Here is a 13,243-nt window from a genome sequence, read left to right on the forward strand (position 1 = left end):
GGGTGCTTATGTTGAGGCGGGTGGCACCGTCACCGCTGATCTCTTTTCCGATGAAACTCTGTTCGACGAAGGCGATTTACTGGATCATCTGTTTGCCGAGAAGCTGGCGGCAGAGGCAGCAAAGCTGCGCGAAGCAGAGGGGTGGGAGTGGGTAGACACCCATGATGAAAGCTACATTCCCTATGGGTTTTCGGGCATCGAAGGTATGCATCGTCTGGACATGGTGAGCCGGGAGTTCACCGAAGAACAGGCCGAACGGTATGACGAACTTGCCGAACTCCATGAGGCTGAGGCCATCGATGAGGCTGGCGAAAAGGAATTAGCCGCGCTCGAAGACTATGCAGCACCCTTCTATTCCGACGCGCAGCGCAAGCTGTCCGGCGTGTTTGTCTATGTCGGCAACAGTGGCGAGATCAAAGCATCCTCGGCCTATGTCGCGGCAGAACATGTGCAGGCCGCCATTGAGGCCGGTATTCTGGCCCCGGTCGAAGAGCCAGAGATCAAGGAAGCACCAAAACCGGCCTATTCGCAGAAGTTCATCGACGACATGGTGGCAATCCGGCTCGCAGCAGTTCAAACGGCTCTGCTGGATAAGCCGGATTATGTGCTGAGCCTGTTTGCCTTCTCCACCACTCCGGCATCCGGTCTGAACAGCAACCTGTTTGGGTTTAGCTATGGCGGTGCTGAGCGGAACACGCCTGAGATTGACGACCAGTTCATCCTCGACCCGCGCCTTGGCGGGGAACGGGATGAGGCGGCAGAAGCAGCCTATGACCAGTTCCATGAGATGGCCGCACTAGGCAGTGTGGAGGCGTTCAAAGCGTTTCGCGATATGGGCAAGAAGGTCCGGAATGGAGAGATCACAGCTTTTCTGGCCCGGCGGTTCCTGACCCAACGCCAGGGATTCATGGCGGAGATCGAGGCTGAGATTGGTGCTGACATGCGCGCGATCTGGACGCCGTCGGTTGAGAACTGCTTCAAACGGTTGAAAGGCTGGCAGCTGGATGATCTCTACAAAGACCTACTGGACCTGAATGGCGACACCGACATGTTCAAAGCCTTCGCGAAATCCAAGAAAGGCGCGAAGAACAAGGCGATGCACAAGCTCTTCAACGATAAAGAGCATCAGGCGGCACTAGGTGTGACCGAGGCACAGAAAGCGAAGATCGATGCCTGGGTGCCGGATTGCTTTTGAACCTAACGGGGCAGGGCGCTTTGCGCCCTGCCTTTCAATCTCTGGCTGTGTTAACCTCAATGATGAAAACTCAAAGTGGCATTGCGCGTACACCCCGTCGCGCATAGCTATCAGAGGTCGGCCACCCGGCCTACTTTTAAAGCTGGTACTTTCGCCAAAATGGATTTGGATAGACCCATGGACACCTCATCGAACAAGCTCGAGAAAGCCGCTCGTCGCGTCTGGAAATCCGCGCAGATGTTTGTCGGGTTTCATACGGATCAGACAGGCAAGCCGCGCGAACAGCCAAAGCTCTGGCCGCCAAAGAACGGGAGTGCATCGATCCACAACGACCCCAGCGCACAGGAGGCGATTGTTGTGGTCAAAGCCGTTGATCCGGAAGCAACGCAGGACGTGCAGATCAAGCTGCATCCAAACCGTATCGTTGTGCGCCGAGACGCGGATATGTGGTGGCAGGGTATGGCCGCGGATGAGCATTCCGTGACGGTCCGCATGGCTGACAACACGATCATCGAAATCCGCCATGACGGGTCGGTGAAACGGCGCTCGACGGAAGATGAAACCCATGTTGAAGCCGATGGCAGCATCTTCAAGTTCACGGAATTTGCCGAGGCACATATGACAGGTGACGGGGTGGAAATGACCCGGCGCACAGAGGACCGGATTGCCACAATCACAGCTGACGGTGTTGTCGATCGCGCGCGCAAGCGTTAGCGTGGTTTCAATACCTCCGGACTTTCCTTTGGTTCAACTTGTGGCCCGCTTCGGTAGTCCTCTTTCTTGGGGCGGCATCGCGCGGCCTTTGTATATGCGCGGGTCCTGCCGCCAGGCGCGCGTTAGAAAGGTCGCTCGGGTCGTGGTGATGTCACTGCGAAGTCCACGCCGCCAAATTGAGTCCGGCTGATGACCTGATCCGCGCAAGCGCGGCCCAGGGCCGGACCGTCCGGCTCTTTGGCCTCCGCCAGATGGAAAGGGCGGCTTGCACGGTCAGTCCCCTCCATTCATTGCCATGACGCTCAATCCGATCCAGAAAGTCCACCCGCACCCGGAACTGAGTATTACGTTTGCGTCGGATCGAGGTGATGTTGCTGCCACTTGTCTCATCGCTTTGTTCAGATGACCCGTGCGCAGCGATCCCAAGAAGTCTTGCCTTTCACCTGGCCTGTCAGTTTCAAACCCGTTGCCGGAGATAATCCTCAGCTGCCGTGTTTCTGAAGGGATGAACATAAGCTGGCAGTCGGGGAAGACGCGCGGCGCCCGGGCCGGGCGCCGCGCTTCAACAAGGAATTTCCCCTGCGCCTGCGGCGCATTCCGCGCGGACCAAATTCCCTGCTGACGTCCCCTTGATGCCCGCTTTTCCCATGTTCATCGAAACGCGCCACAGCGAGGATCAAACAATGGCAACTCAAACTCTGAAACTGAACGTCAAGACCGGCGAAAAAGAAGGCAAGACTTTTTGGGATCGTTGCGGGGTTCTCTTCGTCAACACCGATGAGACCGGCAACATCACCTCGATCCAGGTCCGGCACAGCATGTTCCCCGGCGTCGAGATGGTGGCCTTCCCGAAGCGGAGCGATGACGAGCCGGTCACCGAATGACGAAAGGGCAGGGCGGCGCAAGCCGCCCTTTGCCTTGCTCCGGCCAAAGAGCCGGATCACACATGCGCCACACGTGACGCGCGGACCAACGGCCGGGCAGGGGCACCGTCCGGCCGCAACGCGGCAGTTCGCACCCCTGCCACACCCGCCGCGCAGGCGGCGGGAAATCGAGCGCGCTGAGGCGCGCGGAAAATGCCATACTGAACTTGAACGTACCGGAAAGTGACGGGCGCTGTTCGGGCAGCCCACGCTTTGCGTGATTGCCCTGCGCCAGTCCACCGGCACCCACGCCTGTTGGTTGGAAAAGGGGCGGAACCCTTTTCCCGGCGTGGAAATAGCCTCCAAGAGCAAAGTTGCTCCGATCATGATTGGAGAAAATACGGATTTCTCAAATCACATCGGTTTACTCTTGGAGATTGTGACAGGATAAGGTAGTTGTGTTACAAACACAAAATACAACCTTAGGTATACATTGAGCAAACCCGCTGACACCACCGTCTTTTCCGTACGTTTGCCGGTGGATGCCCTGGAGCGTTTGGAAGACGCTGTGGAGGCGCTGGGGTCTAAAAGCCGGAACCAGGTCATCCAGCGTCTGATCTATCGACTGGTTGGGTATCTCGATCCTGACCCCGCTTTAGTGGATCTCTGGCAGAAGCACTTGCGGCAGGTTCAGGGTGGATACACCAACCTCAACCAGCTCGCGAAATCGGCCAAGCGCGGCTCGGTGATCTGGACGGATGATGACCGCCGCGACGTCGAACATCTCCATCGCGCGATCATCCAGCACCGGCAAGACTTGAAAGCGATGATCACAGCAGCCCGCCGAAACCGAGAACCAGAATCCGCCATTCGCCGGATTTTGCGCGACGACGATTGGACACCTGAAGAATGAACGCCGCTGCCCACGATCTGACAGCAGGAGACTTCCTAGAGCTTGCCTTCCGCGAGGCTCAGAAGGGCGTTGATCGTTCTAAGCAGATCACTCAGCAGTTGCAGATCGCTAAGCGTATGAAGTTCATGATCTCGCGGGCCTCATCCATCAAGGCGCGGCTTGGTGCCGTGGTTGGCAAGCCTGAGGCAGTTGTGAAACACGTCCGCAAAGGTGGGGTGAAAAACGCGCATGAGCTGCGCCGCCAGATCAACTATCTGACCGTCCGCGCAGAGGGTGTGTTAGACATCCGCGACAACGGCGTGACCCCGCTTGATGCGGATCAGGTCAGTGATTTGATCGAGACTTGGGCCGAGGATTTCAACGGGAAAACCAACTACGGTTACACCCGTCACATGATCGTTTCTTTTCCCGAAGGCACCTATCCGGACGCCGCTCATGAGGCCGGTTTGGAGTTCGCAGATCGCCTATTTGGCAGCGGTGATTTTGGCGATACCTGGGACTACCTGACAGTGTTCCATAACGACACTGACAACCCCCATGTCCACATCGTTGTGAACAACCGAGGTGTCGAACATGGGCAGTGGTTGGCTATGGGTATGAGCAGCGAAATGAACATCGACGTTCAGCGCGCTATCCAGGTCGAGGTTGCTGAGGAATACGGAATTGAGCTGACCGCAACGACCCGCCTTGAGCGCGGTTTGCGGCAGGAAGTTGAGACCGACACGTGGAAAGTTCAGGCCGGAATGTCGGTTGTTGAAACCACTCCGGACGTCGAAGTTACAGCCCGCGACATGGCCGCCGATGTGATGACTCTCTCCATCGCAAGAATGTCGGATCTGTTTGATGAGCGCGCCAACGCCGTCAAAGACCGGATCGAAGAGTTTGCCATCAAGCTCGTTGAAGGAGAGGAACCTATGGTATCGAGAATGGAACACCTACTGGATCAAGCCCATCATTTTGATGATTACGGCGAGCCGGGAGACCCGTCTTATGTGTCGCCCGAAGTCATGAGCAACGTGCGGCGACACATCGAATTAGGCGGTTCTGAGGAAACAATAACGCCGGAGCTGAAGGCTCAGGTTGTTGCCCATATCAGCGAAATTCGGGACATCGAACAGAGCCATCCGTATCTGTCGGCCCTTGCTGATATTGTCGATGACAAGGAGTTCCAGGCGTCCGCTGATTATGCCCGGGCAGCACGCCGCTACGAGGTCTATATGCAGGACACTTTGGGCGAGGGGGCCTATGAGGACTTCCAGTCTCAGACCAAAGAATTGCTGCAATCAATCGACAAGATGGAAGGTCTCGCTCGTGAGGTTGACGATCCAAATCTGCGTGTCGCTATGGACCTTCAGATTGGCGAGCTGAAGGGCGACGTTGCGGATCTGCGCACTAACGATCCAGACCTTCAAGCCTTCATCATCGAGGACCGCCGCTATTCAACGATGATGGGAATGGGCACCACTGAAATGGATGTCTTGGACTATCCAGAGGCCGAACAGTGGGCGGCGATCCGCAAGGAAGTCACCGACACGGCCAGCAGCTACGGCCTCGATGGCGAGGCGTTCGTTGCCCGCTTTGGCGATCATCAGAACGTCACTTTGGGCACAACAATGGGATGGCGCAGCGACGATATTTTGACCGCAGCGGCCCACTTCCAGGCTCAAGGATTGTCGGACAGCCACGACCGGGCAGAGGCCGTTGTTGACGAGCTGCACCAGCTTGCTTCTTCCAGGATCATCGCAATCTCAGAAGAACTTTCAGACGTTCATGCCCACGCAACGCACCCGCTTTTGCAAGGGCGGGGCGACGATGACGGACACAGCCTATAAGGAGTTCACCCGGTCTGCCTGATGAGCGCGCCAACGCCGTAGGTAGATCCATCAAAGAGTTTTCCATCAACTCGCAAAGGAAAAACTATGGTTTCGCGTACAGACTATCTTTTGAACGAAGTCGAACACTTCGCACCCTATTCCCAATTCGATCAATCCGCCCCGCGCGAGGATCGCGTTTCAGAGCAGATCGACATCATCATGAAAGAGCAACGGAACCTGGGGTATGACAATGCCGCAATCGGTGGCCGACTGGATGACATCGAGGACCAGGCCAACCGCCGTGTTGACGAACATACGGCGCAACAAGATCTGGTCGAAGAATTGAAAATCGAATTGGAGGCCGCGGAGCGGTCAGGGGAGCCGGTTGATCTGAACGATATGCAGGCTTTGGTTTCTCAGCACATGACTGATGCTCGGGAATACGATCTGTATCACCCCTACTATTCGTCCCTTGCGGATCTGTCCGGCGACAAAGGTTTTCAGGATTCCGACGATTACCAGTCGCCCGGTGATCGCTATGTTCAGTATATGCAATCCGCTCTGGGGCAGGCCGGTTTCGAGAACTACGAACAGCAGACCAAGGACATTGTGAACTCCATCGAGAGCATGGAGGCTCTGGCACGAGAGGTCGAAGATCCGCATCTGCGTGCTGCAATGGACGTGCAGATCGGAGAGCTGAAGGGCGATGTTGCCGAGCTACGCCCATACGACACCGACCTGCAGGCGTACACTGTTGCTGACGACAGTTACACCACATCCATGAATGCGGCCGAGATGGACAACCTGGACCCGTCCGAGGCCGAAAAATGGCTGGCAGTGCGTGACGACATAGTTGCAACCGCCAACAGCTTCGGACTCGATGGAAACATGTTCCTGGCCCGCTACAACGATCATGACGGCATTTCAGTTGGCACCTCGGCGACCTGGCGAGACGCGGACATTTGCACCGCTGCCGCCCATTTTAACAGCCAAGGTGTTCCGGACAGCTACGAGCGCGCCGAGGCCGTTGTCGGTGAGCTGCACCAGGTTTCATCCAGCAAGATTGCCGCCGTGGTGCAAGAGATTGCCCATACCCGCGAACAGGCCACCCACGTCCATGAAGATGACGGTCACAGCCTTTGACCACGTGAGCAGCCCTTTATGACGGGTCCAACGTGATTGTTAGTGCATGATCGGCCTGTGTTCCATCGGGATGACGGAATTGAATCAATAAAGCGAATTGCGCCATGCGCGGTTGTCGAAGACCTAACTTGATCGGACAAAGACTAAGCTTCGGCTGAGCAACATGCTCGCCGAAGCACTGTACTGGTGGTGAAGAATTGCATTATCATATAAACAGTCGGAGATTCTGATACTGGTGTCATTCAGATGGCTTTCTAATCACCCGGTCGTAACAAGGGCGTCCGGACCTCTGATATCTTCGAGTGTCATTATTCTACCAGATCATAGTGTTTTATCGTCCTGGATTGGACCAATTCAGCCTCTGCCGGATCGATGTGTGGGTTGTTGTAGTCCTCGCCTACAAACGCCTTAAGCGCATCTAAGCTTTCCCAAACCATTACGAAACTGAACTCTCTGGGTGAGTCGGCTCTTGCGGCACCAGGGAGCACCTGCACGATACCTTTTGTACCTTTCATCAATGGGATCGTCGTTTTATAAAAAAATCGTCCAAACTCTTCCTCTTTACCTGGTTGGGTCACTACTTGAAAAATTCGCATGATCATTCATCCATCCTCCTTAATAAACGGCTCTTGGATGTATGACTGCCTCTTTTCCCAAGGTTATAACACGTTTTGGCACATACTCAGTTTCAGCTCAGAGACCGTGCAGAGTTATATTACCAAGCTCGTCTAAGTTCTGACGTGCCTTGGTCGTCCAAAAAACGTCGTTTCAGGCGCATTAGTAAACCTGACATGTGTAAGACATGCAGCGTAGGTCTGTTTGCGCCATTTTTGACCTTCACTGCGGTCTGGATGCTTGGCTGGTCTAACTCTGAAACACAGCTCCAAAATCAGGTTTCGTAGTTTTCAGATGCTGAGACAACCATGGACTGAAAGATGAGCGAATTACCCAAAAAGCATGCTGCCTTTTCCACGCACGGAATTTTGCGTTACCAATAGACATGAACGGAGATCGCAGACTTTCCGCAGTGCTCTCGGCCGATGTAGTCAACTACTCAGGCCAGATGAAGGCAGATGAAAATCGGACTCTCAGTGAACTTCGTGTTCTACGTCGAGAGTTATTTGATCCTTTAGTTAGCGATCATCGCGGTAATGTCGTTAAGAAGATGGGTGATGGATGGATAGTCGAGTTTAACTCGGTATCTGATGCAGTGCGATGCGCCCTTGATCTTCAAAGCCAGGTGTCAACTCAGTCCTCACTGAAACTACGAGTGGGCGTGCATCTTGGAGATGTAGTATTCGACGAAGATGACATTTTCGGCGATGGCATCAATCTATCCGCAAGGTTACAAGAGGCTTCCAACGAAGGGGCTGTGTTAATTTCAGATGTCGTCCATCGTAGCCTTGACGAGCGCCTCGCTGAGCAATTTCATCGCGCTGGAGAGCGACAGTTTAAGAACGCGCCGTCACCAATAGAAGTTTTCCAATGGTCGCCACCAGGTTCTGCCCCACCTCGAGTAACTCCGGCTAGCCATGCAAAATCTCTGCTAATCGGCGTCCTACCTTTTGATAATCTTTCTTCTGACCCCGATCAGGAGTTTTTTGCTGATGGCATTACCGAAGAGATCATCACCACTCTGTCAAAACTCCCTGACTTACTGGTCGTCGCGCGGAACTCTACATTCGTCTACAAGGGTCGCTCCGTTGACGTGAAACAGGTCGGTCTGGAACAGGGTGTCGATCTTGTCCTCGAGGGAAGTGTTCGCCAAAGCGGGAACCGGGTGAGGATCACAGCACAGCTGATAGACGCGAAATCCGGAATGCACATTTGGGCAGACCGCTATGATCGCCTAATTGAAGATGTCTTCGAGGTTCAGGATGAAATCGCTCTTAGAATAGCAACCGAGCTACAAGTCGAACTACTGGCGGGTGAAATGGCCCGTTTCAGAGGCTCTGGGACTACAAACCTGAGTGCTTGGACTGCTCAGTTACAAGCCGTAGAGGCATCGCGCAAAATAACAAAGGAAGCACAGGCCGACGCTCGTCGATTTGCACATCAGGCTATTGCGCTCGATCCGGGTTACTCGGCTCCTCATTGTACTTTGGGGTTCATTTGCACTGTCGAAGCAAGACATGGTTTTGTTGCTGACCGGCGTGCCGCGCTAGCAGAGGCTCGTGACTGCGCACAGCGGGCTCTGGAAATAGACAGCTACAACCCGGAGGCTCACGCTATTGCCGGTTTTGCTGATGCAATCGATGGCAAGCTGGTTTCGGCTATCGAGAAGTTCAACGAGGCACTAGTGCTAAATCCAAACCACGCTGATGTGGCAGCAAGATTGTCACTCACATTGGGGTTCAATGGGCAGGCAAAGGAAGCCATCCGCGTCGCACAACAGGCCATTACCCTCAACCCACACTATCCAGGTTGGTACGCTGGCGTTCTGGGTTTTGCCCTTCGGCTCGACGGTCAATACGAAGAAGCCAAGAAGGCATTCACCGAGTATGGTCAAAAGGTTGAAGGCTTCGGACACCTCGACCTTGTAATCGTCCATGTAGAGACGGAAAACCTTGATGCCGCTCGCGATGAAGCAGGGAATGTGATGAAGTTCCGTCCTCAGTTTTCGATATCGGAGTGGGCGAAAACTCAACTTTTTTCTGATCGAGAAAGACTGGAGAAAGACTGCGCATCGTTGCGTTTGGCCGGTTTACCCGAATGAACTCAACGTTTCACTGCGGGAGCTTTGTTTTTTGGTAGAAACCGCTCTTTGTTCAGGTGATGCTAGGGTTTTTAGTAGAGAATACTGAGCGTTATTGAAGGGTGGTTGGGATGGCTGATCCGTTTCAAGATGTAGATGCTGCGGGTGCGGAGTTCATTTCCGCATTTGCCGACTCGATGGACGCGCGTCAGGCCGACCCCACAATGGAAAAGATCGTTTCAAACTATCTGGCCAAACTTGAGTTTGCCAAAGATAGCCTGACGGTTGAAGTCGGGTGCGGTGCGGGAGCTGTCACGCGCCGCATTGCGGAGAAAGCCAAACCCGCGCGTGTTATTGGTTTCGAGCCGTCAGTCGGCTTTGTGACCGAAGCAAGAGCGCGGGTCGAGGGCTACGACAATTTGGAGTTTGAGGTCGCAGGTGGAGCGTCGCTGCCCCTGGATGATGGCTCAGTTGATAATTTGATAATGCACACAGTGCTTACCCATGTGGAAGATCCGGCACCCCTTTTAGCCGAAGCAGCGCGCGTCCTACGGTCGGGAGGGTGTCTCGTGGTGTGTGACGCTGACTTTTCGAAAGCGTCACTAGGAAACCTGCCAAACGATCCTCTGGACGCCTGCGCCAAGATATTTGTGAACGAGTTTGTCACCGACCCATTTGTTGTCGCCAAGCTGCGCGGCCTGGCTTCAAATGCGGGATTCACAGTTGAAGACTTCAGTCTTCAAAGCAGAAGTATTCTGGACAATGACCAAATGCTCCCCTGGGTCGAAGAAACGGGAAAAGTGCTGATGAAACGCGGTGAAATTGGAGAGGATCTGCACAATGGATTGGTCGCCGAGTATCGCCGTCGAGCAAGAGAGCGTACACTTTTTGGCTATCAGGTATTTGCAACACTGATTGCGAGGCGGCCTTAAACTCTTGGCATTCGAGTTGCGACGGTAGACAACAGCCAGCCACCAGCTTTGCTCCATAAGATGGTTTAGCGCGCACGGCCGAGGTCAAGTGGCGCATTGTAGAACGATCACCCCTTTTTTCGCGCCACGATGATAAATTGGGTCATCGAAAAGAAGAAGCGTCCAACTTTCGCAAGGCCGAGCTGCTCGTCAAACCACGATTGCGCAACTGCGGGATCAACATGGTCATTCGCGACAGCGTATTGCTTCATGAGGTGCATCATCATGATTGCGAGGCCATCAGGCTTTAGTTGGTGATCTGTCATTGTGAACGACAAGACATCTTCCACATGGTCGCCGCGAGCATTTATCAGTGCGGGCAGTCTTTCCGGGACGGAACCACTCACAAAGTGCTGGTTCCAGGATGTCAGCATCTTTTGCATTCTGTCGGGCTCGCCGCTGAACCAAATCAAGCTGCCAAAGTGTAGATCGCTGATGACAAGGCGCCCGCCGGGTTTGACGCACCGTAGCGTGTCAGCAAGCGCGCCGTCTACATCGTCGATGTATTCAAAGACCTGCACCGAGACGGCCTTGTCAGCACTCTCATCCTCAATGGGCAAGCTATTTGCGGCACCAGCACGAAACTTCACGTTTGCGTAGTCGCTGCATCGTTCTTTAGCGGCCGCTGTCATATCCTCGCTTGGGTCGATCCCGATGACATAGCCATCCGAGCCAACTGCGCGGGCCAACTCCGCTGTTAACATCCCGTTGCCACAACCGATGTCCAAAATAGTCTCACCGGGAGCAGGGCGCAGCGCATCAAATGAAGCCTGTCTTCGCCGCGTCAATTCAGCTCCCTGATAGGCGGTTTCTAGTAATCTCGTTGTTTCAGCGTCAAATTTAAGCAACTCTCCACCCTTACAAAGCCCACAAGTCTCCAAACCTTATCAGAAATTGGGTTATCTACGAAAAGCAGGATGGATCGTTGAGGCTTGAACATGGATCTACCAAAATAACTGAAGGTGCCGACTGGTATCGACAAATTGGTTAACCTCGGGAGATAAGGCCGCTTCTGCTGCGATATCGGGCCAGCTTTTTGTCGTCGTTCGAAAGTTTAAACAACATCAATTCAAGGGATGTCGATGCCGTTCTCTCGTCCGAAATCGGTATAGAAGCTGTCACTGCGGTATCGGTTCAATGTGGCTTCGTCTGCTTGTCTTGGGTCGTTGCCAGGGCTTTGAACACCTGTACCTTCTATGAAGCGGTTCACGAGATTGAAGACACCGCACACTTGGATAGCATCGAACAACGCGCTCTCTGACCAGCCTGCCGCGTAGACCGCATTTGCGTCGGCTTCTGTCATTCGGGATGGCGAGACAGTGAGCTTTTCAATGTATGCCAGCAATGGTTTGAGACGATCTTCGACTGGCGCCGTATCGCGGTCTTCCATCAGTGCCTCGATTGTCTCGACCTCAATGCCGTAGGCTTTGGCGAAAACGATGTGCGCCCCATGGCAATACGCACAAGCATTCAAGCCAGAGACATAGGCTGCAATCAATTCACGTTCAGCAACCGAGAGGTCGCTCTCGCCCCTCATCACAAGGCTTTCGTACGCACAAAGCGGAGAAAGCTTGTCTGGAAAGGCTTGATAGACACTTCCCAGTGTTGCGTTCTCGGGCAGAGATGGAAACAGGCGTTTCATTCATTTCTCTTTCAATCTTGCTTTGGATTACATCGTCTCACGTGAGGAACCAAAGGTGTTTAAGCAACCTTAACGCAATTCCGGGTTCCGCACAGAGATTCTGTGGGAATATTGCGAACGGCAGGTTTGCCTGATGCAAGGCGGCGGGTTCGGCAGTTCGTCAAAGGTGTTTTCCTGCGGTTCTCGTAAATCTCAAAGTCCGGTCAGCACCAAAGAAGACCTTCAAATCTAAGCGTAGAAACTTCCGAGATGCGGGACTTTGCAGACATCCGCAGTATTGCTCCAAAAGGACCGCAGTCAGCCCCAAACTAGACATTGGCGCCGAAACTTCGCAATCCCGTGTATGCAGCTTTGCAGCCGTTTTTTGTCCAAGTCGAACTACCATTCTGACAGAAATCGCCCGACGTTATCCGGCGTCCGCCATGTGCTCGACCAACGAGGTCAATTGTTTGTCCCCATATCCATCCGCCCACGCCGCTTTTGTGCGGTCATGCATCATTCGGATAAAGTCAGCCGGTGCATTAAGAGAAACGCAGGTCTTTAGCGCGTCCTCTTGGGCCAATGCGTAGACTTTCAACGAGGCTTCGGCGTCGTCATAGTCCTCGGTTGGAACGGTACGGACAAAGAGATCGTAGTAGTCATTTACCAGCTTGATCGTCGCAGGAAGTTGATCGGCATAGACCTGCATAGGAACACCAGCTTTCTGGCAAACCAGTGCGCCGTATATCATCCCAAACATGAACCCTTGCCGGACGGTGAAGAGACCAGCAAAAAGTGCCGCAAGAGCTGCGGGTTTCTCACCGACTTGAGCGGACTTTCCCCCAAGAGACCTTATCACTTCGCCGTAGCGATCCCAAGTTCCGGCACTGCCCACGGTAAGGATGGTGGTGTCGCTGCAACCGATGCCGGAAGGGTATGCATTGATCATGCCCAGCATGTAGTCTGCGTTTTTTTCGCTGAGAAATGAGACCAGTGAATCAGCATCGGACGTGTCGCCGGTGCTCATGTCGCAGATTGTTTTCCCCTTCAACGATACACTTAGACCGCTGATCAAATCGACGGTTTCCTTGTGGCTTTTGATACAGACGATGACGAAATCGGACGCGGCAACAGCATCTTCCGGCGATACGCAAATAACTGCACCTACCTTTGCAAACGGCTTTGTCTTTTCAGGTGTCCGATTCCAGACGCAGACGCTGTAACCTAATTTGAGCAGGCAATGCGCCAGCGCAGAACCCATGTTGCCCAATCCGAGTACCGCAAGCGTTGCCATGGTTCCCTCCTGTTCTGGTC

At 54.0% G+C, this 13,243-nt stretch carries 11 protein-coding genes and 1 pseudogene; 8 read left to right on the plus strand and 4 right to left on the minus strand.

Going from position 1 to position 13,243, the window contains the following annotated elements:
- From ACR0DE_RS20130 to ACR0DE_RS20155, 6 genes and pseudogenes are all read left to right on the plus strand, one after another.
- Positions 1–1,195, plus strand: a pseudogene (locus ACR0DE_RS20130) (ParB/RepB/Spo0J family partition protein); the annotation flags it as partial.
- 177 nt (positions 1,196–1,372) lie between these two features.
- The gene (locus ACR0DE_RS20135; RefSeq protein WP_480437290.1) at positions 1,373–1,909 is read left to right on the plus strand and encodes a hypothetical protein; all 537 of its coding nucleotides are present in this window, start codon (positions 1,373–1,375) and stop codon (positions 1,907–1,909) included.
- A 683-nt stretch (positions 1,910–2,592) separates the two neighbouring features.
- Positions 2,593–2,793: a hypothetical protein gene (locus ACR0DE_RS20140; RefSeq protein WP_480437288.1), complete on the plus strand. Its 201-nt coding sequence runs from the start codon at positions 2,593–2,595 to the stop codon at positions 2,791–2,793.
- Between the two features lie 472 nt (positions 2,794–3,265).
- The gene (locus ACR0DE_RS20145) at positions 3,266–3,685 is read left to right on the plus strand and encodes a ribbon-helix-helix protein, CopG family (protein ID WP_170684007.1); all 420 of its coding nucleotides are present in this window, start codon (positions 3,266–3,268) and stop codon (positions 3,683–3,685) included.
- A complete protein-coding gene (locus ACR0DE_RS20150; protein ID WP_480755020.1) occupies positions 3,682–5,517 on the plus strand; it encodes a relaxase/mobilization nuclease domain-containing protein in 1,836 nt (611 codons plus the stop codon). The genes ACR0DE_RS20145 and ACR0DE_RS20150 overlap by 4 nt, the downstream gene beginning before the upstream one ends.
- An 87-nt stretch (positions 5,518–5,604) precedes the next feature.
- Positions 5,605–6,642 (plus strand): hypothetical protein, encoded by a 1,038-nt coding sequence (locus ACR0DE_RS20155; RefSeq protein WP_480437283.1) that lies wholly within the window; start codon positions 5,605–5,607, stop codon positions 6,640–6,642.
- A gap of 308 nt (positions 6,643–6,950) precedes the next feature.
- On the opposite strand, the gene ACR0DE_RS20160 is transcribed toward ACR0DE_RS20155, so the two are convergent.
- Positions 6,951–7,244 (minus strand): antibiotic biosynthesis monooxygenase family protein, encoded by a 294-nt coding sequence (locus ACR0DE_RS20160; RefSeq protein WP_480437280.1) that lies wholly within the window; start codon positions 7,242–7,244, stop codon positions 6,951–6,953.
- Between the two features lie 398 nt (positions 7,245–7,642).
- Between ACR0DE_RS20160 and ACR0DE_RS20165 the strand changes: the two genes are divergently transcribed.
- Together ACR0DE_RS20165 and ACR0DE_RS20170 are read left to right on the plus strand one after the other, a co-directional pair.
- The gene (locus ACR0DE_RS20165) at positions 7,643–9,358 is read left to right on the plus strand and encodes an adenylate/guanylate cyclase domain-containing protein (protein WP_480755024.1); all 1,716 of its coding nucleotides are present in this window, start codon (positions 7,643–7,645) and stop codon (positions 9,356–9,358) included.
- Between the two features lie 110 nt (positions 9,359–9,468).
- Complete coding sequence (locus ACR0DE_RS20170) at positions 9,469–10,269, plus strand: class I SAM-dependent methyltransferase (RefSeq protein WP_480755026.1); 801 nt, start codon at positions 9,469–9,471, stop codon at positions 10,267–10,269.
- Between the two features lie 107 nt (positions 10,270–10,376).
- Here ACR0DE_RS20170 and ACR0DE_RS20175 read toward each other — a convergent pair whose 3' ends face one another.
- The 3 genes from ACR0DE_RS20175 to ACR0DE_RS20185 form a co-directional block, all read right to left on the minus strand.
- On the minus strand, positions 10,377–11,156 hold the full coding sequence (locus ACR0DE_RS20175) for a methyltransferase domain-containing protein (protein ID WP_480437271.1): 780 nt from the start codon (positions 11,154–11,156) through the stop codon (positions 10,377–10,379).
- A 221-nt stretch (positions 11,157–11,377) separates the two neighbouring features.
- Entirely contained in the window at positions 11,378–11,950 is a 573-nt protein-coding gene (locus ACR0DE_RS20180) for a carboxymuconolactone decarboxylase family protein (RefSeq protein WP_480437268.1), read from the minus strand.
- Positions 11,951–12,356: 406 nt separating this feature from the next.
- Positions 12,357–13,223, minus strand: coding sequence for an NAD(P)-dependent oxidoreductase (locus tag ACR0DE_RS20185; RefSeq protein ID WP_480437266.1), 867 nt, complete (start codon positions 13,221–13,223; stop codon positions 12,357–12,359).
- Between the last annotated feature and the right edge of the window lie 20 nt (positions 13,224–13,243).

The sequence above is a fragment of the Ruegeria sp. C10 genome (assembly GCF_056537805.1).

Coding starts and splice junctions, on each gene's coding strand:
- ACR0DE_RS20150 (WP_480755020.1), top strand. CDS start 3,682: ATGAACGCCGCTGCCCACGATCTGACAGCAGGAGACTTCCTAGAGCTT.
- ACR0DE_RS20140 (WP_480437288.1), top strand. CDS start 2,593: ATGGCAACTCAAACTCTGAAACTGAACGTCAAGACCGGCGAAAAAGAA.
- ACR0DE_RS20135 (WP_480437290.1), top strand. CDS start 1,373: ATGGACACCTCATCGAACAAGCTCGAGAAAGCCGCTCGTCGCGTCTGG.
- ACR0DE_RS20160 (WP_480437280.1), bottom strand. CDS start 7,244: ATGATCATGCGAATTTTTCAAGTAGTGACCCAACCAGGTAAAGAGGAA.
- ACR0DE_RS20180 (WP_480437268.1), bottom strand. CDS start 11,950: ATGAAACGCCTGTTTCCATCTCTGCCCGAGAACGCAACACTGGGAAGT.
- ACR0DE_RS20185 (WP_480437266.1), bottom strand. CDS start 13,223: ATGGCAACGCTTGCGGTACTCGGATTGGGCAACATGGGTTCTGCGCTG.
- ACR0DE_RS20155 (WP_480437283.1), top strand. CDS start 5,605: ATGGTTTCGCGTACAGACTATCTTTTGAACGAAGTCGAACACTTCGCA.
- ACR0DE_RS20165 (WP_480755024.1), top strand. CDS start 7,643: ATGAACGGAGATCGCAGACTTTCCGCAGTGCTCTCGGCCGATGTAGTC.
- ACR0DE_RS20170 (WP_480755026.1), top strand. CDS start 9,469: ATGGCTGATCCGTTTCAAGATGTAGATGCTGCGGGTGCGGAGTTCATT.